Raw genomic sequence first — 22,409 nt, 5'->3', positions numbered from 1 at the left:
CCGCAGCGGACGAAGCGGCCGCTGCCGACGCGGCAGGAGTAGCCGCGCTGGCCCGGTTAACACCACGACGGGCAGCGGCAGGACGAACGGACGCAGCGGGCACGACCTCCGGCGTGTGCACCTGCGAATCCGACCCGAGCGGAACGGAAGCGGCACTCGGCGGCGGAACAGAAGCAGGCACCCGAGCGGGAGCGGGAGCGGAAGCCGGATCGGGAGCTGGAGCACGAGCCGAACCGGAGGCCGACGCACGAGCAGGAGCCGAGGCCGAAGCACGAGCCGGGGCCGGAGTGGGAGCACGAGCGGGACCAACGGGCCCCGCGGTGCGAGCGGGGGCAAGGCGGCTCGGAACGGGTGGAGGCGGCGAGGAGGCGGCGCGCCGTCGAGCGGCGCGGGCGTCCTGCTCCGCCCAATGTGCGGTCACCTCGGCCGTGCGAGCCTCGCGGTCCAACCGGGCCAGGCGTTCCGCCTGGCGCCGCTCGAGACCCAGCCTGCGAGCCGCCGCGAAGTCGGTCCTCGTCGCTGCCCGCCGGGCCTGCCGGCGACGGCGCTCGTCGAGCATCGAGTCCAGTCGGCTGCGCCATTCCGCCGGGTCGATCGCTGTCAGTACGCCATCCATACCGACAACTTAGAACAGGAGTACGACAAAAACCGGGACCGCAGTGGGCGGTACGGCGAAGTCAGGATCGGCGGCGGGCCAGGAACGCGACGACCGCCGCGCCCGCGACGGCCAGGGCGGCCAGCGTGATCCACAGCGGCGTCAGGCTGCCGGAGGTCGACACCGGGAGTTCGGCGGCGACCGACGGCGCGGTCGCGGGGATCAGGCAGGCCACCTCCGTCGGCTGCGGCGTCGCGGAGGACGGCGCGACCTGGATCAGGGCCTGGCAGTGGCCGTTGACCGGCGCGCCCAGGTCGATCGCCACGCGCCACGAGCCGGGGTCGAGGGTGCCGCTGTACGTCTGGGTGCCGCGCTCGTCGCCGGTCTGGCGCAGTACCGCCGGGGCAGCCGAGGCGCCGGCGGAGGTGGTCGCGGTCATGGTGACCGTGGTCGGCTCGTTGATGGGGTGGCCGTCCTGCCACTGAGCGGTGATCCAGACGGAGCCGTGGCCGTCGGAGTGGATGGTCACCGATGCACCGCCGTGCGCCTGCGCCGGGGTGGCCACCAGCAGCAGAAGCACGACGGTCGCGATGAAGGTGCCGATGCGCGCCGCCACGCGTCGCACCCTACGGCATGGCGGGGATCGACTCCGGACGGTCGTCGCGGACATAGACGATCATGTCGCCGGTCTGGATGTTGGTGCCCTCGGGGTCGGCGAGGGAGAGCACCTTGCCGCGCCGGAACAGCGCGATGACGAGCTCGTTGAGCTCGCGCGGCGAGGAGCCGACCTCGTCGCGGCGGGCCGAGCGCATCGCGAGCGCCATGCCCTGGCCCGGCGTGAGCAGGTCCTCGACGACCTCGATCAGCGGCGGTGCGGTCGTCGACAGGCCCAGCAGGCGCCCGGCGGTGGCCGAGGAGACGATGACGTGGTGCGCGCCGGACTGGCGCAGCAGCGGCGCATTCTCGGCCTCGCGGGCCGCCGCGATGATCGACACCTTGCCGGCGGTGAGCTGGCGGACGGTGAGGGTGACCAGCACCGACGCGTCGTCGCTGTCGGTGGCGATGATGACGGCCTTGGCCTCCTGGACCCGCGCCTCCATCAGCACGCCCGACCGGGTGGCCGAGCCCTCGACGGCGACCAGGCCGTCGGATGTGGCCTGGCGCAGCGCGGTGCGGTCGCTCTCCACGACCACCACGTGCGACTTGTCGAATCCGTTCTCCAGCAGGGTGCTGACGGCTGCACGGCCCTTCGTGCCGTAGCCGCAGACGATGACGTGGTTCTTCACGCGCTTCCTCCACCCCTGCAACCTGAGGTTGGTGCGGTACTGATCGGTCAGGACTTCGAGGGTGGTGCCGACCAGAATGATCAGGAACAGCACCCGGGCCGGAGTGATGACCACGATGTTGATCAGCCGGGCCGACTCCGACACCGGAGTGATGTCGCCGTAGCCCGTGGTCGACAGCGTCACGACCGCGTAATAGAAGCAGTCGAGCAGCGACAGGCCGTCGTTGTTGACGTCGCGGTAGCCATTGCGATCGATGTAGATGACGAACACGATCACGACGATCAGCGCCACGGCAAGGCCGAGGCGGGAGCTGATGGCTCGCAGCGGCCCCCGCGGTACAGCCGGAAGGTGGATCACGAAATCCACCATAAGGGTCGGGTGTGACAACTTCTCCCGTGGGTATCTCGGGGCCTCCGGCGATCGGGAGGCGCGTGATGTCCGAACACGGCCCCAGGGTGGGCGTCCTCGGTTCCTACGGCGGCTACAACCTCGGCGACGAAGCGATCCTCGCCAGCATCCTGTCCGACCTGCGAGCGCGACGCCCGGACGCCGAGGTGCTGGTCCTGTCCCGCGATCTGGAGCACACCGCGAAGGAGCACCCGGGCGTGACGGTGGCACCCTGGGAGGGCGTCAGCCGCGACCGTACCGCGGACGTCCTGTCCCGCCTCGACCTGCTCGTCGTCGGCGGCGGCGGGATCCTGTACGACACCGAGGCCCGCCGCTACCTGCGTGTGGTCCGCACGGCACAGGAGCAGCGCGTGCCCGTGTTCACGTACGCGATCGGCGCCGGCCCGCTCACCGAGGACCTCGACTGCGCGATGGCGCGCGACGTGCTCGGCGCGGCGACGGAGGTGACGGTCCGCGACGACGAGTCGAAGGTCGCGCTCGAGGAGGCCGGCGTTACCGCGCAGGTTACCGTGACCGCGGACCCCGCCCTGCTGCTGCAGCCGGAGGAGTTCGACGCCGGCGTGCTGCATGACTCGCTGCCGCCCGGGCGCCGCGTGGTCGGCATGAGCGTGCGCGAGCCCGGCCGCGCCGCGCAGCACCTCGCCGCCGACGAGTACCACCAGCTGCTCGCACACGTCGCGGACTTCGTCGTGCACCGGCTCGACGCGTCGGTGCTGTTCGTGCCGATGGAGCGCTCCGACATCCGCCACTCGCACGCCGTGCTCTCGCGCATGACGGCCGCCGAGCAGTGCCGTGTCCTGCACGGGCAGTACCGGCCGGGACAGATCCTCGATCTGATGCGCCACCTGGACCTCGCGGTCGGCATGCGACTGCACTTCCTGATTTTCGCGGCCCTGTCAGGTGTACCCCTGCTGGCACTGCCATACGCGGGCAAGGTCTTCGACTTCGCGCAGCGCATCGGCGCGCCCGTGCCGCTCGGAGTGGTCCGGGAGGCGGCCGGGCCGCTGATCGCGCAGGTCGACCGGCTGTGGGACGAACGGCCGCAGCGGCAGGAGGAGGTCGCCGCGCGCGTCGCCGGGATGCGCCAGCGCGCCACCGAGACTGGCCGCCGCCTGAGCGCCCAGCTGGATCGCATCGCACCGCTGCCCGAGCGGCAGCCGGTGGTCAGCGCATGACGGCGCTGGAGCGGCCGATCGGGCTGCCGGCCGTTCAGCTGCCGCCGCGTTCGGCGACGCACGGCGGGCGCACCGAGGTCCTGGTGGTCGGCGGCGGCCCGGCCGGCTTCGGCGCAGCGATGGGGGCGGCGGCAGCGGGCGCCGAGGTGGTGCTCGTCGAGCGGTACGGGTTCCTCGGCGGCAACGCAACGGCCGCGCTCGTGATGCCGCTGATGAGTTTCCACAACGAGATCAAGCAGGCCGTGGGCGGCGACGACAACCGACTGTTGCCGACCGATCACGGGGAAGGCGAGCCGGTCGTCGCCGGTGTACTATGGACCCTGCTCGATCGCCTGGTCCGCTCCGGGGGCGCCACCCCGCCGGACCCGAGCACCGGTTACACGGTGCCATTCGATCCTGAGCTGTTCAAGCTCGTCACCTACGACATGCTTTCCGGCTGCGGTGTTCGCCTCCTGCTGCACGCCTTCGCCTCGGATCTCATGCCGCTGCCCGAGGGCGGGTCGCGTTGTGTGTTCGAGACCAAGTCCGGCCCCGTCGTGCTGGACGCCGACGTCGTCGTCGACTGCACAGGCGATGGCGATCTCGCGGCGGCGGCCGGCGCGCCCTACGAGGTCGGCCGCCCCGGCGACGGCCTGACCCAGCCGATAACGCTGATGTTCCGCGTCGGCAACGTCGATCGGCAGGGCTTCCTCGACTATGTCCACGACCACCCCGACCAGTGGAAAGGAGTACACGGACTGTGGGACCTCATCCGCCAGGCGCGCGACGCGGGCGAGCTCGACCTGCCGCGCGAGGACATCCTGTTCTTCGCAACGCCCCACCACGACGAGGTCTCGGTCAACTCGACGCGCATCGGCGGCCTCGGCATCAGCGTGTGGGACCTGACCCGGGCGGAGCTGGCCACGCACCGCCAGCTGGAGCAGATCTCGCGGTTCCTGCACGACCGGGTGCCGGGCTTCGCCGAGTCCTACGTGATCCAGAGCGGCGTGCAGGTCGGCGTCCGCGAGACGCGCCGCGTGCTCGGCGACTATCAGCTGACGGGCGAGGACGTGCTGAGCGCCCGCTCCTTCGACGACGTGATCGCCCGCGGCGCCTACCCGGTCGACATCCACAACCCGAACGGCCCCGGCACGATCCTGCGCCGGTTGCCGCAGGGCAGCTCCTACGACATCCCGCTGCGCACGCTGCTCCCCCGCGATGTCGACGGCCTGCTGGTGGCGGGCCGGTGCATCTCGGGCGACCATGTGGCCCACAGCTCGTACCGCATCATGCCCATCTCCGTGGCGACCGGCCAGGCGGCCGGAGTCTGCGCCGCACTGGCGGCGCGGATCGGCAAGGCGCCGCGCGAGGTCCCCGCCGCACACGTCCAGCGAGTCCTGCGGGCCCAGGGCGCAAGCCTCCCGACCTAGATTGGTCCTTTCATTCGGTACACCATGTGCCGCACCCTGGGGCACGTGCTGGTACACCCGTGGGACGCACCCATCGACGAGTCCGAGTGGCGGAACTGGCTCTCCGGCCACGACTTCGGCCAGCTCATCGCCCCCGGCCGGGCGCGCGACCTGCCCGTGGTGGTCCCGACCCACTTCTCGTTCGACGGCGACGCCCGCGTATGGCTGCACCTGGCCCGCCCCAACCCGGCGTGGGCAGCGTTGGAGGAGCACTCGCGCGCACTGCTCACGGTGATCGGCGACTACGTCTTCGTACCGTCGGACTGGAACGCCAAGCCCGGCACCGACCCCCGCGTCGGCGTGCCGACCTCCTACTACGCCTCGGTCCAACTCTCGTGCGACGTGCGGATCGTCGACGACCCGGCCGAGAAAACCGCGATCCTCAACCGCCAGCTGGCCCAGTTCCAGCCCACGACGGACCGCGAGCCGGTCGCCCTCGACGACCGCCAGCTGCCCGGCATCCGCGGCATCGAGCTGACAATCACCGCGGTCGCGGGCAAGTTCAAGTACGGCGGCAACCGCACCTCCGAGCACCGCCACGATCTCGCCGCGCACCTGGCCGCCCGCAACGGCCCCATGGACGCCGAGGCCCGCACACACCTGCTCCGCCGCCTCGACGGCTGACCCCCGACCGTCGACCCGGGCAGCGGAGGTCGGGCGGCGGCGCCGGGAGGACTGGCTGCGAGGGGGCTGTGCTCGGCGGGCTGATGCGTCAGGATCGATGGATGGCGAGCACCCTTGTGCAGCGGTCCAGGGATCGCCGGGCGGTTTCGTCCGGACGGCGTGATCTTGTTGTGGCTCTAGCCACCGTGTGGCTGGCCGGCGGGCTGTTCATGGACGGGTGGGCGCACTCGCACGTGCCCACGCTCGAGACGTTCTTCACGCCCTGGCACGGGGTGTTGTACAGCGGGTACGCCGCGCTGGCGATCAGCCTCGTGCCGGCAAGGCTGTGGCGAGGGCGGCCCGAAGGCCCCGTGCGCGACTGGGTGCCCGCCGGCTACGGGCTGGGGTTGCTCGGGGCGGTGCTCTTCGCCGCCGGTGGGGCGTTCGACATGACGTGGCACATCGTGTTCGGGATCGAGGTGGACCTGGAGGCGCTGCTCAGCCCGCCGCACCTGCTGCTGCTGACCGCCGGCACTCTCATGATCGCGACCCCGATCCGCGCCGCCGCGGCCAAGCGCAACCTCGCGGCGAACGGCGGAAAGCCGGCGGCCGCGGGCGACGACGAACGCGACGGGGAGATCGCGACGCCGGCGACGGGCGGTGCGCTCGCGTGGGCATCGGGCCCGGACGTACCGGTGCTCATCAGCGCCACCACCGCGACGGGGGTGGCGGCGTTCTTCCTCGACTACCTCTCACCGTTCACCGATGCGCCGGCCGCGATGAGCGCCAACGGCGACCGGGAGGTGCTCGGGGTGGCGGACTACATGACGTACACGGTGCTGATCCTCGCCGCGGTCCTCCTCGTCTGGACGCGGCTCGGACGAATGCCGCTCGGGCTGATCACGCTCGTGGTCGCGGCCGCCTCGGTGCCCAACGGCGTGTTCGGGGACTTCGAGAACCTGCCGGCGCAGCTCTGGCCGCTCGCCGGAGCCGTGATCGCGGACCTCGCGGTGCAGGCGGTGGCGGCGCGGCGCGGCGACCTGGTACCGCTCGCCGCCGGGGTCCTCGTGCCGCTGCTGATCTGGCCGACGCACCTCATCGGGGTCGAGCTCTCGCTCGGGATCGCGTGGTCGCTGGAGCTCTGGAGCGGCGTCGTCGTGCTGACCGCCCTCGCCGGCGCCGTGCTCGGAGGCCTGTTCCTGCCGCGAACGAGACCGGCGCGCGACTGACCAGCGCAGACACGCAGACACGCAGCCACACAACGACGCAACCGGCGCGCGACTGACCAAGGCCGAGACGCAGCCGCACAACGACCGCAACCGGCGCGCGACTGACCAGGGCGGACACGCAGCACACAACGGCCGGAACCGGCGCGCGGGCGGACGACGTACAAGAGCCGAACCGAGGGCCGCGTCGACACGAACCCGGCCAGCGAGCGGCGATGCACGGGCCGTATCGAGGCCCGAGCCAAGGCCCCATCGAGACGCGATCGGCGAGACGGTGGGCGGCGGCGCGGAGCGGATACAGTCGCGAGCGTGGATGACCTGTTGCCGAAATGGGTGGCGGTGGAGGTTGCCGCGCACGACGACTACACCGCGGCGCTCCTGCCCGAAGAGGCGGTGGCGCTCACCGATCGGACCGTGGAGAGCCGGCGGCGGGAGTACACGGCGGGGCGAACCTGCGCCCGGCGTGCGCTCGAACGGCTCGGGGTCCGTGGGCGGGCGGTGCCGACCGGCGGGAACCGGGCGCCGGTCTGGCCCCACGGTACGACCGGCAGCATCACGCACACGGCCGGCTACTGCGCGGCGGCCGTGGCGCGCCGGTCCGACGTGCGGGCGGTGGGGATCGACGCCGAGCGGCGTACCGTGCTGCCGGCCAACCTGCATCGCATGATCTGCCTGCCGGAGGAGATCGCCTGGTTCGAACAACGGCGTGACGAGGACTGGTGGCCGGCGGTGCACTTCTCCGCCAAGGAGGTCGTCTACAAGCTGTGGTCGCCGATCGTCGGGACCTGGCTCGACTTCCTCGACGCCAGGCTGACGATCGACCCGGAGGCCGGCGAGTTCGAGGCGCGGATCGAGCCCAAGCGGCTCGCGGACTCCCCCGGCGCACCGTCCGTGTTCCGCGGCCGCTTCCACGTGGCGCCGGACCTCGTCCGCAGCGCCGGCTACATCACGGCAAGCGACCTCACCCCATGAACACCGCCAACCAAAGCAGCGAAACCGAAAACGCTGCGAACAACGACACAACCCACGAGACCACCACAAACAAGAACGCCGCGAACGAGAACGGCGCGAACGAGAACGGCGCGAACAGGAACGCAACCGGCGAGGACATCTCAAGCGAGAACGCCGCGGACAGTGACGCGGCCGGCGAGGACGTCAGGAGCGAGAGCGGCGTGGGCCCAAGGCGACCAAGGCGTGGAGCGGACAGCGACCCCGCGCTGGAGAGAGCGTTCAGCGAGCCCGGGCTACGGCCGCTGCCGAGTGACGTCGTTGCGCTGCTGCGGGATCTTGGGGCGCCGCCGCGGCTCGGTGCCCATCTGCGGGCCGTGCACCACGTCGCCGTAGAGCTCCTCGACCGGCTCGGGGAAGCCGTCGACGTGGATCGCGCTGCCGTGCTCTTCGGGGCGGCCACGCACGACATCGGCAAGGTCCTCTTCCCCGGTGAGCTGACCGGGGCCGGCGCAGAGCACGAGCCGGCCGGCGAGGCGCTCCTGCGCTCCCGCGGCGTCGAGGCGCGGCTCGCCCGCTTCGCCGCGCTGCACGGGCGGTGGGAGCGGGACGACGCCACGATCGACGAGCTGCTCGTCACGCTCGCCGACAAGGTGTGGAAGGGGCGGCGCGAGGCCGGCCTGGAGCAGAAGGTCGCGGAGATCATCGCCGCCGCCACCGGCGAGGCGGTCTGGGCCGTCTACATGCGACTCGACGACATCCTGACCGCCATCGCCGGCGGCGCCGACGACCGCCTTGCCTTCCAGGCCCGCGCCGCGGCATCCATGAAAAGAACAACAACCGAAGAAGACGAAACCATGATCTAGAACATCAGTTCTAACCATGGGGGTACCGTACCGCAGGGGTGCGACAAAAAGCGGTCAGGCGCGCGGCTCGTACAACACCAAACGCTGCGTCTCCCGCAGCAAGGCCCGCATCGAGGACAAATCGGGGTCGACCAGGCCCAACGCCCGAGCCTGGATCAGGATGTTGCCCAGCGCGCCCGCCTCGACCGGCCCGGCCAGCACCGGCAGGCCGCAGGCGTCCGCGGTGAGCTGGCACAGCAGCTCATTCTGCGCGCCGCCGCCGACGATGTGCACCACGTCGACGCTCACCCCGGCCAGCCGCCGAGCGTCGTCGATCGCCCGCCGGTACGCCAGCGCGAGCGAGTCCAGGATGCACCGCGTCATCTCCACCGGCGTCGACGGGACCGGCTGGCCGGCGGACCGGCACGCCGCCTCGATCCGTGCGGGCATGTCCCCCGGCGCGAGGAAGACGGGGTCCGTGGCGTCGATGACGCTCCGGCCGGCGGGCGCCGACGCCGCCCCGGCCAGCAGCGGCTCGAGCGGCAGGCCCCACGAGCGCTGGCACTCCTGCAGCAGCCACAGGCCCATGACGTTGCGCAGGTACCGCACCGTCCCGTCGACGCCGATCTCGTTGGTGAACCCGGCCTCGTACGACTCGACGGACACCACCGGCGCGGGCAGCTCGACGCCGACCAGCGACCACGTCCCGCACGAGATGTAGGCGAAGTTCCCGGCGCCGGGCACCCCGGCCACCGCCGACGCGGTGTCGTGCGACGCGACGACGGTGACGGGGGTGCCGGCGGCCGCGCCGGCCGCCGGGGCGATGACGCCGGCCGGCGAGCCGGGGGCGCGCAGCGGCGGGAAGAGCGACTCCGGCACGCCGGCCAGCGACAGCATCTGCGGCGACCAGGACTTCCCGCCGGCCGCGAGCAGGCCGGTGGTCGAGGCGTTCGTGACCTCCGTCCCGGCGACGCCGGTGAGCCAGTACGAGATCAGATCGGGAATCAGCAGCAGCGACCGGGCCGCGGCGAGCTGCGCCGAGCCCGCCGCCGCGACCAGCTGGAAGATCGTGTTGAAGGGCTGCAGCGCGATCCCCGAGGCCTCATAGACGGAATACCCGGAAAAAACGGAATGCCCGGAAAATCGGTCGCTGACGCCGTCCGTGCGCGAGTCGCGATAGTGCACCGGGTTGCCGAGCAACACCCCGTCCGCGTCGAGCAGGCCGTAGTCGACGGCCCACGAGTCGATGCCGACCGAGTCGACGGGACCGGCCGCCGCCAGTCCGTCCAGCACCCCCCGGTACAGGGCCAGGACGTCCCAGTGCAACGTGCCGCCGACACGCACCGGCTCGTTCGGGAAGCGGGCCACCTCCGAGAAGGTGATCACCCCGGACGAGACGTCGGCGACGATCACCCGCCCGCTCGAGGCGCCCAGGTCGACGGCCGCGATTCTCATCGCAGGAACGCCGCCGCGACGCCTGCGTCGACGGGGACGTGCAGGCCGGTGGTGTGCGACAGGTCGCCGCCCGCGAGCGCGAACACCGCGTTGGCCACGTGCTCCGGCAGTACCTCACGCTTGAGCAGCGTGCGCTGGGCGTAGAACGCGCCGAGCTCGGACTCCGGCACCCCGTAGACGGCGGCGCGCTGGGCGCCCCAGCCCGAGGCGAAGATGCCCGAGCCGCGCACGACGCCGTCGGGGTTGACGCCGTTGACGCGGATGCCGTGCTCGCCCAGCTCGGCGGCGAGCAGCCGCACCTGGTGCGCCTGGTCGGCCTTGGTTGCGCCGTACGCGACGTTGTTCGGCCCGGCGAACACCGCGTTCTTGCTCGCGATGTACACGATGTCGCCGCCCATCCCCTGGCGGATCATGGCGCGGGCGGCCTCGCGGGCGACGAGGAACGAGCCGCGGGCCATGACGTCGTGCTGCAGGTCCCAGTCCGCGACCGTCGTCTCCAGCAGCGGCTTCGACACCGACAGGCCGGCGTTGTTCACGACGAGATCGACCCCGCCGAAGGCGAGCACCGCGGCGTCGATCGCGGCCCGCACCGCCTCCTCGTCGGTGACGTCGGCGGTCACCGGTACCGCGACATCCGCACCGCCGATCTCGCCGGCGACCTTCGCAGCCGCGTCACCGTCGCGGTCGGCCACGACCACGCAGGCGCCCTCGGCGGCAAGCCGCAGCGCGATGGCCCGCCCGATGCCCGACCCGCCGCCGGTGACCAGCGCGATCCGCGTCGCGAGGGGCTTGGGCTTGGGCATGCGCTGCAGCTTGGCCTCTTCGAGCGCCCAGTACTCGATGCGGAACTTCTCCGCCTCGTCGATCGGCGCATACGTGGACACCGACTCGGCGCCGCGCATCACGTTGATCGCGTTGACGTAGAACTCGCCCGCGACCCGGGCGGTCTGCTTGTTCGCGCCGAAGGAGAACATGCCGACGCCGGGGACGAGCACGATCGCCGGGTCCGCGCCGCGCATCGGCGGCGAGTCCGCGGTGGCGTGCCGGGCATAGTACGCCGCGTAGTCTTCCCGGTACTGCGCGTGCAACTCGCGAATGCGTTCCTCGGTCCCGCCGCCCGGGTCCAGTACCATCGGACGCACCTTGGTACGCAGGAAATGATCGGGGCACGACGTGCCCAACGCGGCCAGTTCGGACATTCGCTGGCTCCCCACGAAGTCCAGCACGACGTCCGTATCGGTGTAGTGGCCGACCTGCGCCCGGTCGGTCGAGGCGAGGCCGCGCAGCAGCGGCATCAGCTCCGCCGCACGCGCCCTGCGGTCCGGGAGCGGCTCGTGCAGCACCGGCCCGAACGGGTCCGGACGACCACGCGAGGAGAGAAAGGCGGTGGCGGTGGCGATGATCTCGAGCGAGTTCCGTTCGCACTCGTCGGAGGTGGAGCCCCATGCCGTGATGCCATGACCGCCGAGGATCACGCCGATGGCCTGGGGGTTTGCCCGCTGTACCGCCGCGATGTCCAGACCGAGCTGGAAACCGGGGCGGCGCCAGGGCACCCACAGCACCCGGTCGCCGAAGCACTCCTTCGTCAGCGCGGGCCCGTCCGCGGCGGTGGCCAGCGCGATCCCGGCGTCGGGGTGCAGGTGGTCGACGTGCGGGGCCTCGACGAGCCCGTGCATGGCGGTGTCGATCGACGGTGCCGCGCCGCCGCGGCCGTGCAGGCAGTAGTCGAACGCGGCGACCATCTCGTCCTCGCGCTCGACGCCCGGGTACACGTCGACGAGCGCCCGCAGCCGGTCCAGCCGTAGCACGGCGAGGCCCGACGGGGTGAGGGTGCCGAGATCGCCGCCGGAGCCCTTGACCCAGACGAGGCCGACGTCGCCGCCGGTGACGGGGTCGACCGCGGTGCCCTTCGCCGAGGTGTTGCCGCCGGCGTAGTTGGTGTTGCGCGGGTCCGAGCCGAGGCGGTTGGAGCGCGCGACCAGGTCCTCGATCATGCGCCCCAGCCCGCCTGCGTGCCGCCGACCCGCTCGGCGCGGACCTTCTCGAGGTAGCCCGAGCGCTTGTACGCCCCGATGGGATCCGGGTCGAGGCCCATGTCCTCGCGCACCGAGCGAAGCAGCGGGCGCACGTCGGTGTGGTAGGCGTCCATGAGTACCTCGTTGGCGCCGAGCACGTCGCCGTCGTCCTGCGCCGCCTTGAGCGCGGCGTGGTCGACGAGCAGCGCCTTGGCCGTCGCCTCCTGCACGTTGAGCACGGAGCGGATCACCGCCTGGATCTTCGGTTCGATGTTGTGGCACTGGTCCAACATGAACGCGATCCCCCGCCCGGACAGGGCGTCCGCGAGGACGATCTCGTGCAGGATGCGGAAGAGCTGGAACGGGTCGGCGGCGCCGACCATGAGGTCGTCGTCGGCGTAGAAGCGGGAGTTGAAGTCGAAGCCGCCGAGCTTGCCGGCCCGCAGCAGCACCGCCACGATGAACTCGATGTTGGTGCCGGGCGCGTGGTGGCCGGTGTCGATGACCACCTGGGCGCGCTCGCCGAGGGCGATGCAATGGGCGTATGCGGTACCCCAGTCCGGCACGTCCGTCATGTAGAACGCGGGCTCGAACAGCTTGTACTCCAGTAGCATCCGCTGCTCGTCCCCGAGCCGCGCGTAGGTCTCGGCCAGGGCCACGGCCAGGCGGTCCTGGCGCGTGCGCACGTCGTCCTGCCCGGGGTAGTTGGTGCCGTCGGAGAACCACAGCTTCAGGTCCCGCGACCCGGTGCGGTCCATCACGTCGATGCACTCGAGCAGGTGCCCGATCGCCTTGCGCCGCACGCCGGCGTCGGGGTTGGTGACGCTGCCGAGCTTGTAGTCGTTGTCCTGGAACACGTTGGAGTTGATGGTGCCGACCCGGACGCCCAGCTCGGTCGCGTGGCGGGCCAGGTCGGCGTAGTCCTCGACGAGGTCCCAGGGGATGTGCAGCGCCACGGTGGGCGCCACGCCTGTGTAGCGGTGCACGACGGCGGCGTCGGCGAGCTTCTCGTACGGATCCCGGGGCACGCCCTCCTGCGGGAACACCTTGAACCGCGTGCCCGAGTTGCCGTACGCCCAGGACGCCGTCTCGATCCGCTGGTCGCGCAGCCGCGCCGCGACACGCGCCCGCGTCTCCGGGGCGAGCTCAGTCATTGCAATGCTCCAAGCTGGTGCTCCAGGTTGAACACCTCGTCGAGGACGACCAGATGCCGCCCGTGGATGAAGAACTCCGCCATCTGCGCCTCCCAGCGCGCCGACACCTCGGTGGCGTCCATGGCGGCCTGCGCGGCGGCGAGGTCCTCGGTGAGGAGCGTGCCGACGAGCAGGCCGTCATCGCGAAGGAAGAGTTGGTACTCGTGCCAGCCGGCGTCGCGCAGCGCGACGAGCATGTCCGGCCAGACCTGGGCATGGCGGCGCCGGTACTCCTCGAGCATGTCCGGCTTGACCTGCAGCGTGAAGCAGACTCGGCGCATGCCATACCTCCTTATCGTGATATGTCCGATAAGTCGTGGCGCGCCAGCGCCCGACTTATCGAGAAACCGCCAGCGCCCGGCCATCGAAAGGCTCACCGAGGGGCCTTCGACGGGTCCGCCGTGGAGCGCCGGACCCGCCGAAGCCCGCGCCACCGGACTAGAAGTTGAACTGGTCGATGTTGTCGGCCTTGAAGGTGTACGGGTCGCCGAGCAGGACCGTGCCGTCCTTGCCGACCGTGAACTCGCCGAGCTTGCCGGCGGTGAACTTGTCGCCTTCCTTGCCCTTGATGATCCCCGAGGCCAGCGCCGCGCCCGCGTAGGCGGCCAGGTAGCCCAGGTCGGCCGGGTTCCACAGCGCGAAGGCCTTGACGGTGCCGTCCTTGACGTACGCCTTCATCTGGTTCGGGGTGCCCAGGCCCGTCAGCTGGACCTTGCTCTTGTAGCTCGAGCCCGACAGGTAGCGGCCGGCCGCGGCGATGCCGACCGTGGTCGGCGAGATGATGCCCTTGAGGTTGGGGTGCTTGGCCAGCAGGCCCTGCGCCTCCTGGAACGACTTCTGGTCGTCGTCGTCGCCGTAGACGGTGTCGACGAGCTTGAGCTTGCTGTACTCGGGCTTGGCCAGCTCCGTCTTCATCATCTCGATCCAGGCGTTCTGGTTCGTGGCGTTCGCCGTGGCCGAGAGGATCGCGATCTCGCCGCCGTCGGGGCCGATCGCGTCGGAGATGAGCTTGATCTGGACCTTGGCGATGCCCTCCGAGGTGGCCTGGTTGATGAACAGGTCGCGGCACTCGGGCTTGGTGTCGGAGTCGTAGGTGACGACCTTCGCGCCGGCCTGGCGGGCCTCGTTGAGGGCGCCGCAGATGGCGTCCTTGTCGTTGGCGGACACGGCGATGACGTTGGTGCCCTGCTGCGAGAGCGTGTTGATGTAGCTGACCTGCGCCGACGGGCTCGTCTCGGACGGGCCGGTCTCGCTGTACACCCCCTTGAACTCCTCGACGGCGACCTTGCCGCCCTTGTTGTCGGAGGTGTCGAAGTACGGGTTGTTGACCTGCTTGGGCAGGAAGGCGACCTTCAGGCCGCTCTTGATGGTGCCGCTGCCGCCCGCGCCTGCGCTGGTGTCGGAGGACGGTGTGTTGGTGTCCTCGGCGCAGGCCGCCATGGAGAACGCGAGCGCGGTGGCGATCGCGGCCGCGATGACCTTGGCTCTCATCGGTTGAATCCTTTCAGTGGGGTGCAACGGGAAAGGGGTGTTGGGGGTGAACCGTTAAGCCGGCCGCCGGCGACGCAGGCGTTCCCGCGCCATGCCGACGACGTTCGGTCCGACGACCGAGGCGATGAGCAGCGTTCCGGTGACGATGGTGAGGGTGTTCGGCGGCACGGATGCCAGCTGCAGCGCGTTGCGCAGCGTGCTGAGCAGCACGACCGCGCCGATGACGCCGAGCAGGCCGCCGCGGCCGCCGAAGATGGAGACGCCGCCGAGGAGCACGGCCGCGACGACGGCGAGCTCAAGGCCGTTGGCGTTGTCCGCGCGGGCGCTGGCGAAGCGGAAGGTCCAGAACACCCCCGCGAGCGAGGACATGGTGCCGGTGGCGACGAACAGCCAGAACTTGGTGCGGGCGACGGCGACGCCGGCGAAGCGGGCCGCCTCGGCGTTGTTGCCCATGGCGTAGAGGCCGCGGCCGATCGGCGTGGCGTGCAGGACCACGGCGAAGAGCACCGCGAGGACGCCGACGATGATGACGAACCACGGGATGGTCAGGCCCGGAATCGGGCTGATCGCGTTGCTGGTCCACGAGACCGGGTAGTTGGAGACCGCCTTGTCGCCGAGAACGACGTAGGCCAGGCCGCGGTACAGCGCCAGGGTCCCGATCGTCACGGCGAGCGAGGGCAGGCCGAAGACGGTGACGAACAGGCCGTTGAACGCGCCCAGCACGGCGCCGAGCAGCAGGCACAGCGCGATCAGCAGCGGCAGCGACGTCACGCCGTGCGCCCAGAGGGAGCCCATGACCGAGCACGTCAGCCCCATGACGCTGGCGACGGACAGGTCGATCTCGCCGGTGATGACGATCAGGGTCAGGGGCAGCGCGATGATGGCGATCGGGATGACCTCGAGCGTCACGAAGCGCCAGAACACCGGGGTGCCGACGCCCTTGATCGTGGCCTCGCCGACGATCACGACCAGGGCGAGGGCGACGAGGACGACGACGTCCCAGGAGCCCAGTTTCCGCAGGATGTTCACTGGTGTACCCCTCGTTGCAGGCTCTTCGTGACTCGCACCGACAGCGCGCGGTCCAGGCCGATCGCCGCCAGGATCAGCGCACCGACGGCGGCGCGCTGCCAGAACGGGGTGACGCCGAGCACCGGCAGGGCGCTGCCGATGGTGGTGAGCAGCATCGCGCCCAGCGCCGCGCCGTAGACGGAGCCGCTGCCGCCGAAGATGGCCACGCCGCCGACGACGACCGCGGCGACGACGTTGAGCTCCTGGCCGAGGCCGGCGTTGGCGTCCAGCGTGCCGAAGCGGGCGACGTAGAGCACGCCGGCCAGCCCGGCGAGCGCGCCGCAGGTGACGAAGGCGAAGAACACCCGGCGGCCGACCGCGATGCCGGACAGCCGCGCGGCGGCCGGGTCGGAGCCGATGGCGTAGAGCTCGCGGCCGCTGCGGTAGGAGCGCAGGTAGAAGCCGGCGCAGAGCACGACGACGAGGGCGAAGAGCGTCAGGATGGGCACACCCAGCACGGTGTTGGTGCCCATGTGCAGGAACGACCGCGGGATGTCGGCGGCGTTGATCTGCTTGCCGGTGGCCCACCGGTAGTCGATGCCGCGGAAGACGTACAGCGTGCCGAGCGTGACGACGAGCGCCGGCACCCGGGCGGCGGCGATGAGGGCGCCGTTGACCGCGCCGCACACCGCGCCGAGCGCCGCGCCCGCCACCAGCACCACCGGGATCGGGATGCCGGGGTGGTCGAGGAAGAGCGTGCCCGTCGCGAACGCCGACAGGCCGAGCACCGAGCCGACCGACAGGTCGACGTTGCGCGTGATGACGACGATCGCCTGGCCAGTGGCCAGGATCGCGAGGATCGTCGCGCCGAGCAGCAGGTCCTTGACGCTCTGCGCGGACAGGAACCGGTGGTTGCTGATCGCGGTCGCGCCGATGAGCAGCACCAGGGCGGCGACGATGCCCAGCTCGCGGACCAGGAACACCCGGTGGGTGAGCCGGGTGGCGCGGGCCGTGCGCGGCGGTGCCGCGGTGTCGACGGCGGTCATCGATCGCCCTGCCCGGTGGCGGCCAGCATCACGGACTCCTCGTCGGCTTGGTGGCGGGGAATGTCGGCGGCGAGCCGCCCTTCGTGCATCACGAGCACCCGGTCGGCCATGCCGAGCACCTCGGGCAGCTCGCTGGAGACCATGAGCACCGCGACGCCCTCGCCGGCGAGCGTGCTCAGCAGCCGGTGCACCTCGGCCTTGGTGCCCACGTCGATGCCGCGGGTCGGCTCGTCGACGATGAGCACCCGCGGCTGGGTGGCCAGCCACTTGGCGAGGACGACCTTCTGCTGGTTGCCGCCGGAGAGCGTGGAGACCGGGTCGCCGAGCCGGGCCGCCTTGACCTGCAGGCGCTGCGACCAGTCGCGGGCGGCGCGGCGCTCGGAGCCGCCGAAGAGCAGCCCGAGGCTGGAAAGCGACCAGCGCCGCGGCAGGGTGGCGTTGCGCTCGACGGACAGCTCCATGATCAGGCCCTGCTGGCGGCGGTCCTCGGGCACGAGGGCGAGGCCGGCGCCGATCGCGGCCGAGGCGCTGCCGCGGTGCAGCGGCCTGCCGTCGACGAGGACCTCGCCGGAGTCGTAGCGGTCGACGCCGAACACGGCCCGGATGACCTCGGAGCGCCCGGCGCCGACGAGGCCGGCCAGGGCCACGATCTCTCCACTGTGGACGGTGAAGCTGACGTCGGTGAAGTACCCCTGCCGGGTCAGGCCGCGCACCTCGAGCCGGGCGTCGCCGATCGCCGCCTCCTCCTTCGGGAAGAGCGTGCCGACCTCCCGACCGACCATGCGGCGCACGACGTCGGCGACGGTGAGGTCGGCGGCGGCGTCGGTGGAGACCCACTGCCCGTCGCGCATGACGGTGATGCGCTCGCACAGCGCGAAGACCTCGTCGAAGCGGTGCGAGATGAACAGCACCGCGGCGCCGGCGTCGCGCAGGGAGCGGGCGACGGCGAAGAGGCGCTCGACCTCGACGCCGGACAGCGCGGCGGTCGGCTCGTCCATGACGAGCACCCGGGCGTCGAACGACAATGCCTTGGCGATCTCGACGAGCTGCTGGTCGGCGATGGACAGCCCGCGCGCCGGCCGGTCGGGGTCCAGCTGCACGCCGAGACGGTCGAAGAGCTCCGCCGCCCGGCGGCGCATCTCACCGGCGTCGATGCGGCGCATCCCGCGCAGCGGCTGGCGGCCCATGAAGATGTTCTCGGCGACGGACAGGTCGGGGAAGAGCGTCGGCTCCTGGTAGATGACCGCGATGCCGGCCGCCCGGGCGTCGGCCGGGTTGTGCAGCACCAGCGGCTCACCGTTCATGGTGATCGTGCCGGCGTCCGGCGCGTGCGCGCCGGCGAGGATCTTCACCAGCGTGGACTTGCCGGCGCCGTTCTCGCCGACGAGCGCGTGTGCCTCGCCGGCGCGCAGCTCCAGGCGCACGTCGCGCAGCGCGGCGACGGCGCCGAACGACTTGCTGACGCCCTCCAGAACGAGCACCCGCGGCCCTCCTTGTGAAACGTTTCATCGCGTGGTTAAAGTGACGTTAGAAGCAAAGCCGAGATCGCGTCAAGGGTTTCGATCGCGTTACCGATTTGATACACCGGTTGCGGCGCGCCGCCGCGACTTCAGGCTTGACACGTTTCAGGAGATCGATGTCCACCACAACCGGCATCAAAGAGGTCGCACGACGGGCCGGCGTCTCCATCGGTACCGTGAGCAACGTCCTCAACCGCCCCGAGCTCGTCGCCATGACCACCCGCCAGCGCGTGCTCGACGCCATCGCCGAGCTCGGCTACGTGCGCAACGACTCGGCTCGGCAGCTGCGGGCCGGGCAGAGCCGGCAGATCGCGCTGGTGGTCCTCGACGTCACCAACCCGTTCTTCACCGACGTGGTCCGGGGCGCGGAGGCCGCCGCCGAGGAGCACGGCGTGATGGTCGTGGTGTGCAACAGCGGCGAGGACGCCGGCCGGGAGCAGCGCCACCTGGAGCTGCTGGAGGAGCAGCGGGTGCGCGGCGTGCTCATCACGCCGGTGGACGAGTCGCCGCACTCCCGGCTGGAGCAGCTCATCCAGCGCGGCACGCCGGTGGTGCTGGTCGACCGCGGCTCGGGGCGGCACAGCCGGTGCTCGGTCGCCGTCGACGACGTGCTCGGCGGGCGCCTGGCCGGCGAGCACCTCGTCGAGCAGGGGCACCGGCACATCGCGTTCGTCGGCGGGCCGATGTCGATCGCCCAGGTGCACGACCGGCACGCCGGTATCGCCGCGGCGGTCGACGGGCGGGCCGAGCTGTCGGTGGTGGCCACCCCGAACCTCACGGTGGCCTCCGGGCGGGCGGCGGCCACGCGGATCGCCGCACAGCCGGCCGAGGAGCGGCCGACCGCCGTGTTCTGCGCGAACGACCTGCTCGCACTGGGCGTGCTGCAGGAGATGACCCAGCGTGGCGTCCGGGTGCCCCAGGATGTGGCGATCGTGGGATACGACGACATCGAGTTCGCCGCGGCCGCCGCGGTACCGCTATCCTCCGTGCGTCAACCCCGCGAACAGCTCGGCCGCACGGCGGCAGCCCTGCTGCTCGAAGAGATCGAGGACGACGGCCGGCACGAACATCGGCACGTCGTCTTCCAACCCGAGCTGATCGTCCGCGAGTCCAGCGGCCGCCCACGCGGCCGACGGGCCGCCGGGCGACGGACAGGCTGAAAGAGCTGGCGGTGACCGATGCGCGTCGCGTTGTTCGTCACGTGCCTCGCCGATGCGATGTTCCCCGACGTCGGCAAGGCCACCGTGACACTGCTGGAGCGGCTGGGACACGAGGTGGTGTTCCCAGAGGCACAGACGTGTTGCGGGCAGATGCATGTCAACACGGGGTACCAGAGACAGGCCCTGAAGCTCGTCGAGCACCACATGCGCACGTTCGAGCCCTATGACGCGATCGTGGCGCCGTCGGGCTCCTGCGTCGGATCGGTGCGCCACCAGCACGCGGCCGTCGCCGAGCGGGCCGGCAAGGGCCAGCTCGCGGCGCGGGCCGGCGAGGTGGCCAAGCGCACCTACGAGCTGTCGGAGTTCCTGGTCGACGTGCTCGGCGTGACCGACGTCGGCGCGCACTACCCGCACCGGGTCACCTACCACCCGACCTGCCACTCGCTGCGCATGCTGCGCGTCGGCGACCGGCCGCTGCAGCTGCTGCGCGCGGTGCGCGGCATCGACCTGGTCGAGCTGCCCGACGCCGAGCAGTGCTGCGGCTTCGGCGGCACGTTCGCGCTCAAGAACGCCGACACGTCGGCCGCGATGCTCGCCGACAAGCTGCGCAACGTGCTGTCGACGTCGGCCGACGCGGTCTGCGCCGGCGACTCGTCCTGCCTGATGCACATGGGCGGCGGGTTGTCCCGCCTGTCGGTCGACACGAAGCCCGTACACCTCGCGCAGATTCTGGCGGCGACATGAGCAGTACGGAGCGAAGCGGAGTGGCTGCTCATCATGGACTCTTCAACTCATGCGGGCGCCGGAGCGAAGCGGAGGTGCGGGCATGAGCAGCACATTCCTGGGGATGCCGGTGGTGGCCCCGCGCGGGGTCGGGCAGCTGCGCGGCGACGAGAGCTTCCCCAAGGCGGCCCGCACGGCTTTGGCCAACGAGCAGCTGCGGCGCAACCTCGGCCATGCGACCCGGACGATCCGGGCCAAGCGGGCCGCGGTCGTCGGTGAGGTGCCCGACTGGGAGCAGCTGCGGCTCGCCGGCGAGGCGCTGAAGGCCTCGACCATGGCGCGCCTGCCCGAGCTGCTCACCCAGCTCGAGGAGCGGGTCACCGAGCGCGGCGGGACGGTGCACTGGGCGCGCGACGCCAACGAGGCCAACCGCATCGTTGCCGACCTGGTGAAGAAAGCCGGCGCCGACGAGGTCGTCAAGGTCAAGTCGATGGCGACGCAGGAGATCGGGCTCAACGAGGCCCTCGAGGCCGAGGGCATCGCCGCCTGGGAGACCGACCTCGCCGAGCTCATCGTCCAGCTCGGCCACGACAAGCCCTCGCACATCCTCGTGCCCGCGATCCACCGCAACCGCACCGAGATCCGCGACATCTTCCTGCGCGAGATGCCCTCCGTGCCGGCCGACCTCACCGACGAGCCGCGTCAGCTGGCCATGGCCGCCCGCGAGCACCTGCGGCGCAAGTTCCTCTCGGCGAAGGTGGCCGTCTCCGGCGCCAACTTCGCGGTGGCCGAGACCGGCACGCTGGCCGTGGTCGAGTCCGAGGGCAACGGGCGCATGTGCCTGACCCTGCCGCGGACGCTGATCACCGTCATGGGCATCGAGAAGGTCGTGCCGGCGTGGACCGACCTGGAGGTGTTCCTGCAGCTGCTGCCGCGCTCCTCCACCGGCGAGCGGATGAACCCCTACACGTCGCTGTGGACCGGCGTCACGCCCGGCGACGGCCCCCAGGAGTTCCACCTGGTCCTGCTGGACAACGGGCGCACGGCGGTGCTGGCCGACGAGGCCGGGCGCTCCGCGCTGCACTGCATCCGCTGCAGCGCGTGCCTCAACGTCTGCCCGGTCTACGAGCGCACCGGCGGCCACGCCTACGGGTCGGTCTACCCGGGCCCGATCGGCGCGGTGCTCAGCCCGCAGCTGACCGGCATAAAGGACAATGCCTCGCTCCCCTACGCCTCCAGCCTGTGCGGCGCGTGCTTCGACGCCTGCCCGGTGCGCATCGACATCCCCTCCATGCTCGTCCACCTGCGGGCCCGCAGGGTCGAGGAGAAGAAGGGCCCCTCGCCCGAGGCGATCTCGATGGCCGCCATGTCGTGGGTGATGTCGCGGCCCGGGCGGTTCCGCGGCGCCGAGCGGCTCCTGGGCCTCGGCCGGCTGGTGAGCCGCCGCACCAGGCTGCTGCGCGGCTGGACGGCCAGCCGCGACCTGCCCCGCCCACCGGCTCAGACGTTCCGCGATTGGTGGCGAAACCGGACATGACCGCCCGTGACGAGGTCCTGGCCCGCATCCGCTCGGCGCTCGGCGGATCGCCCGCGGTTCCGGAGGTGCCCCGGGAGTACCGCCGCGCCGATCCGCAGCAGCAGGGCGACCTCGCGCTGCTGACCGACCGGCTCGAGGACTACAAGGCGACCGTCGTGCACACCACCGCCGAGGGCCTGGCCGCCGACCTGGCGAAGGTCCTCGACGGCGTCGGCCCGCTGGTCGTGCCGCCGGGGCTGCCGTTCGAGGTGCCCGGCGCGACCGTCGACGACGGCACCCTCGACGCGCCCGCCCTGGACGGCTTCGCCGGGGTGGTCACGTGCTGCGCCGCGGCGGTCGCCGAGACCGGCACGATCGCGCTGGACGGCTCGCCGGACCAGGGCCGGCGGGCGATCACGCTAGTGCCCGACCGGCACTACTGCGTGGTCCGCGCCGACCAGGTCGTGCCGGGGGTCCCCGAACTGCTGGCCCGGCTCGAGCCGACCCGCCCGCTCACGCTGATCAGCGGCCCCTCGGCGACCAGCGACATCGAGCTGAACCGCGTCGAGGGCGTCCATGGCCCGCGCACGCTCGTGGTACTGCTGGTTCGGTAGCCGCCCCAGGTCGTGCAGCAGCGCGTCCAGGGTCTCGTCGTCGGCCCAGCCGTTCACCGACAGCACGCCGTCGGCGGCGACCGTGACCTCCAGCCGGTCCGGGGTCCTCGCCGCCGCGGCGAGCAGGCCCGGGA

General features: G+C 71.5%; 20 protein-coding genes. 10 read left to right on the top strand and 10 right to left on the bottom strand.

Features of this window, described 5'->3' with window-relative positions:
* Positions 1-677 precede the first annotated feature (677 nt).
* Both ABD901_RS21605 and ABD901_RS21600 read right to left on the bottom strand, forming a co-directional pair.
* Entirely contained in the window at positions 678-1,211 is a 534-nt protein-coding gene (locus tag ABD901_RS21605; protein WP_345128923.1) for a hypothetical protein, read from the bottom strand.
* 10 nt (positions 1,212-1,221) lie between these two features.
* A complete protein-coding gene (locus ABD901_RS21600; protein ID WP_345128922.1) occupies positions 1,222-2,238 on the bottom strand; it encodes a potassium channel family protein in 1,017 nt (338 codons plus the stop codon).
* A gap of 77 nt (positions 2,239-2,315) precedes the next feature.
* Here ABD901_RS21600 and ABD901_RS21595 point away from each other — a divergent pair, with 77 nt between their 5' ends.
* From ABD901_RS21595 to ABD901_RS21570, 6 genes are all read left to right on the top strand, one after another.
* The gene (locus tag ABD901_RS21595; protein WP_345128921.1) at positions 2,316-3,464 is read left to right on the top strand and encodes a polysaccharide pyruvyl transferase family protein; all 1,149 of its coding nucleotides are present in this window, start codon (positions 2,316-2,318) and stop codon (positions 3,462-3,464) included.
* Positions 3,461-4,873, top strand: a complete 1,413-nt coding sequence (locus ABD901_RS21590) for an FAD-dependent oxidoreductase (RefSeq protein WP_345128920.1) — start codon at positions 3,461-3,463, stop codon at positions 4,871-4,873. The genes ABD901_RS21595 and ABD901_RS21590 overlap by 4 nt, the downstream gene beginning before the upstream one ends.
* 24 nt (positions 4,874-4,897) lie before the next feature.
* The gene (locus tag ABD901_RS21585; protein ID WP_345128919.1) at positions 4,898-5,536 is read left to right on the top strand and encodes an FMN-binding negative transcriptional regulator; all 639 of its coding nucleotides are present in this window, start codon (positions 4,898-4,900) and stop codon (positions 5,534-5,536) included.
* Positions 5,537-5,706: 170 nt separating this feature from the next.
* Positions 5,707-6,744 carry a hypothetical protein gene (locus ABD901_RS21580; protein ID WP_345128918.1) on the top strand — a complete coding sequence of 346 codons (1,038 nt, stop codon included), beginning with the start codon at positions 5,707-5,709 and terminating at the stop codon, positions 6,742-6,744.
* Positions 6,745-7,050: 306 nt separating this feature from the next.
* Complete coding sequence (locus ABD901_RS21575; protein WP_345128917.1) at positions 7,051-7,713, top strand: 4'-phosphopantetheinyl transferase family protein; 663 nt, start codon at positions 7,051-7,053, stop codon at positions 7,711-7,713.
* Positions 7,710-8,555 (top strand): HD domain-containing protein, encoded by an 846-nt coding sequence (locus ABD901_RS21570; protein ID WP_345128916.1) that lies wholly within the window; start codon positions 7,710-7,712, stop codon positions 8,553-8,555. Before ABD901_RS21575 ends, ABD901_RS21570 begins: the two co-directional genes overlap by 4 nt.
* Positions 8,556-8,609: 54 nt before the next feature.
* Here ABD901_RS21570 and ABD901_RS21565 read toward each other — a convergent pair whose 3' ends face one another.
* The 8 genes from ABD901_RS21565 to ABD901_RS21530 form a co-directional block, all read right to left on the bottom strand.
* Positions 8,610-9,989, bottom strand: a complete 1,380-nt coding sequence (locus ABD901_RS21565) for a rhamnulokinase (RefSeq protein WP_345128915.1) — start codon at positions 9,987-9,989, stop codon at positions 8,610-8,612.
* On the bottom strand, positions 9,986-11,983 hold the full coding sequence (locus tag ABD901_RS21560) for a bifunctional aldolase/short-chain dehydrogenase (protein WP_345128914.1): 1,998 nt from the start codon (positions 11,981-11,983) through the stop codon (positions 9,986-9,988). Before ABD901_RS21560 ends, ABD901_RS21565 begins: the two co-directional genes overlap by 4 nt.
* Positions 11,980-13,158: an L-rhamnose isomerase gene (rhaI, locus tag ABD901_RS21555; protein WP_345128913.1), complete on the bottom strand. Its 1,179-nt coding sequence runs from the start codon at positions 13,156-13,158 to the stop codon at positions 11,980-11,982. The genes ABD901_RS21560 and rhaI overlap by 4 nt, the downstream gene beginning before the upstream one ends.
* Positions 13,155-13,478 carry an L-rhamnose mutarotase gene (locus ABD901_RS21550; RefSeq protein ID WP_345128912.1) on the bottom strand — a complete coding sequence of 108 codons (324 nt, stop codon included), beginning with the start codon at positions 13,476-13,478 and terminating at the stop codon, positions 13,155-13,157. Before ABD901_RS21550 ends, rhaI begins: the two co-directional genes overlap by 4 nt.
* 157 nt (positions 13,479-13,635) lie before the next feature.
* Complete coding sequence (rhaS, locus tag ABD901_RS21545; protein WP_345128911.1) at positions 13,636-14,688, bottom strand: rhamnose ABC transporter substrate-binding protein; 1,053 nt, start codon at positions 14,686-14,688, stop codon at positions 13,636-13,638.
* Positions 14,689-14,742: 54 nt separating this feature from the next.
* On the bottom strand, positions 14,743-15,717 hold the full coding sequence (locus ABD901_RS21540; protein WP_345128910.1) for an ABC transporter permease: 975 nt from the start codon (positions 15,715-15,717) through the stop codon (positions 14,743-14,745).
* Positions 15,714-16,742, bottom strand: coding sequence for an ABC transporter permease (locus tag ABD901_RS21535; protein ID WP_345128909.1), 1,029 nt, complete (start codon positions 16,740-16,742; stop codon positions 15,714-15,716). Before ABD901_RS21535 ends, ABD901_RS21540 begins: the two co-directional genes overlap by 4 nt.
* Positions 16,739-18,223, bottom strand: coding sequence for a sugar ABC transporter ATP-binding protein (locus ABD901_RS21530; RefSeq protein ID WP_345128908.1), 1,485 nt, complete (start codon positions 18,221-18,223; stop codon positions 16,739-16,741). The genes ABD901_RS21535 and ABD901_RS21530 overlap by 4 nt, the downstream gene beginning before the upstream one ends.
* A gap of 155 nt (positions 18,224-18,378) precedes the next feature.
* On the opposite strand from ABD901_RS21530, the gene ABD901_RS21525 reads away from it, so the two are divergent.
* The 4 genes from ABD901_RS21525 to ABD901_RS21510 all read left to right on the top strand — a co-directional run bounded on the left by ABD901_RS21525 (position 18,379) and on the right by ABD901_RS21510 (position 22,275).
* Positions 18,379-19,422 (top strand): LacI family DNA-binding transcriptional regulator, encoded by a 1,044-nt coding sequence (locus ABD901_RS21525; RefSeq protein WP_345128907.1) that lies wholly within the window; start codon positions 18,379-18,381, stop codon positions 19,420-19,422.
* A gap of 18 nt (positions 19,423-19,440) precedes the next feature.
* Positions 19,441-20,166, top strand: a complete 726-nt coding sequence (locus ABD901_RS21520; protein WP_345128906.1) for a (Fe-S)-binding protein — start codon at positions 19,441-19,443, stop codon at positions 20,164-20,166.
* An 82-nt stretch (positions 20,167-20,248) separates the two neighbouring features.
* Entirely contained in the window at positions 20,249-21,682 is a 1,434-nt protein-coding gene (locus tag ABD901_RS21515) for a LutB/LldF family L-lactate oxidation iron-sulfur protein (RefSeq protein WP_345128905.1), read from the top strand.
* On the top strand, positions 21,679-22,275 hold the full coding sequence (locus ABD901_RS21510) for a LutC/YkgG family protein (RefSeq protein WP_345128904.1): 597 nt from the start codon (positions 21,679-21,681) through the stop codon (positions 22,273-22,275). The genes ABD901_RS21515 and ABD901_RS21510 overlap by 4 nt, the downstream gene beginning before the upstream one ends.
* The last annotated feature ends 134 nt before the right edge of the window (positions 22,276-22,409 follow it).

The organism is Dactylosporangium darangshiense, from assembly GCF_039537565.1.
GTDB lineage: Bacteria > Actinomycetota > Actinomycetes > Mycobacteriales > Micromonosporaceae > Dactylosporangium > Dactylosporangium darangshiense.
The sequence above is the reverse complement of the archived record's forward strand: the minus strand, read 5'-3'. Positions and strand labels throughout refer to the sequence as shown.

Coding starts and splice junctions, on each gene's coding strand:
- ABD901_RS21595 (WP_345128921.1), top strand. CDS start 2,316: ATGTCCGAACACGGCCCCAGGGTGGGCGTCCTCGGTTCCTACGGCGGC.
- ABD901_RS21510 (WP_345128904.1), top strand. CDS start 21,679: ATGACCGCCCGTGACGAGGTCCTGGCCCGCATCCGCTCGGCGCTCGGC.
- ABD901_RS21550 (WP_345128912.1), bottom strand. CDS start 13,478: ATGCGCCGAGTCTGCTTCACGCTGCAGGTCAAGCCGGACATGCTCGAG.
- rhaS (WP_345128911.1), bottom strand. CDS start 14,688: ATGAGAGCCAAGGTCATCGCGGCCGCGATCGCCACCGCGCTCGCGTTC.
- ABD901_RS21525 (WP_345128907.1), top strand. CDS start 18,379: ATGTCCACCACAACCGGCATCAAAGAGGTCGCACGACGGGCCGGCGTC.
- ABD901_RS21570 (WP_345128916.1), top strand. CDS start 7,710: ATGAACACCGCCAACCAAAGCAGCGAAACCGAAAACGCTGCGAACAAC.
- ABD901_RS21515 (WP_345128905.1), top strand. CDS start 20,249: ATGAGCAGCACATTCCTGGGGATGCCGGTGGTGGCCCCGCGCGGGGTC.
- ABD901_RS21560 (WP_345128914.1), bottom strand. CDS start 11,983: ATGATCGAGGACCTGGTCGCGCGCTCCAACCGCCTCGGCTCGGACCCG.
- ABD901_RS21590 (WP_345128920.1), top strand. CDS start 3,461: ATGACGGCGCTGGAGCGGCCGATCGGGCTGCCGGCCGTTCAGCTGCCG.
- ABD901_RS21520 (WP_345128906.1), top strand. CDS start 19,441: ATGCGCGTCGCGTTGTTCGTCACGTGCCTCGCCGATGCGATGTTCCCC.
- ABD901_RS21585 (WP_345128919.1), top strand. CDS start 4,898: ATGTGCCGCACCCTGGGGCACGTGCTGGTACACCCGTGGGACGCACCC.
- ABD901_RS21565 (WP_345128915.1), bottom strand. CDS start 9,989: ATGAGAATCGCGGCCGTCGACCTGGGCGCCTCGAGCGGGCGGGTGATC.
- ABD901_RS21535 (WP_345128909.1), bottom strand. CDS start 16,742: ATGACCGCCGTCGACACCGCGGCACCGCCGCGCACGGCCCGCGCCACC.
- rhaI (WP_345128913.1), bottom strand. CDS start 13,158: ATGACTGAGCTCGCCCCGGAGACGCGGGCGCGTGTCGCGGCGCGGCTG.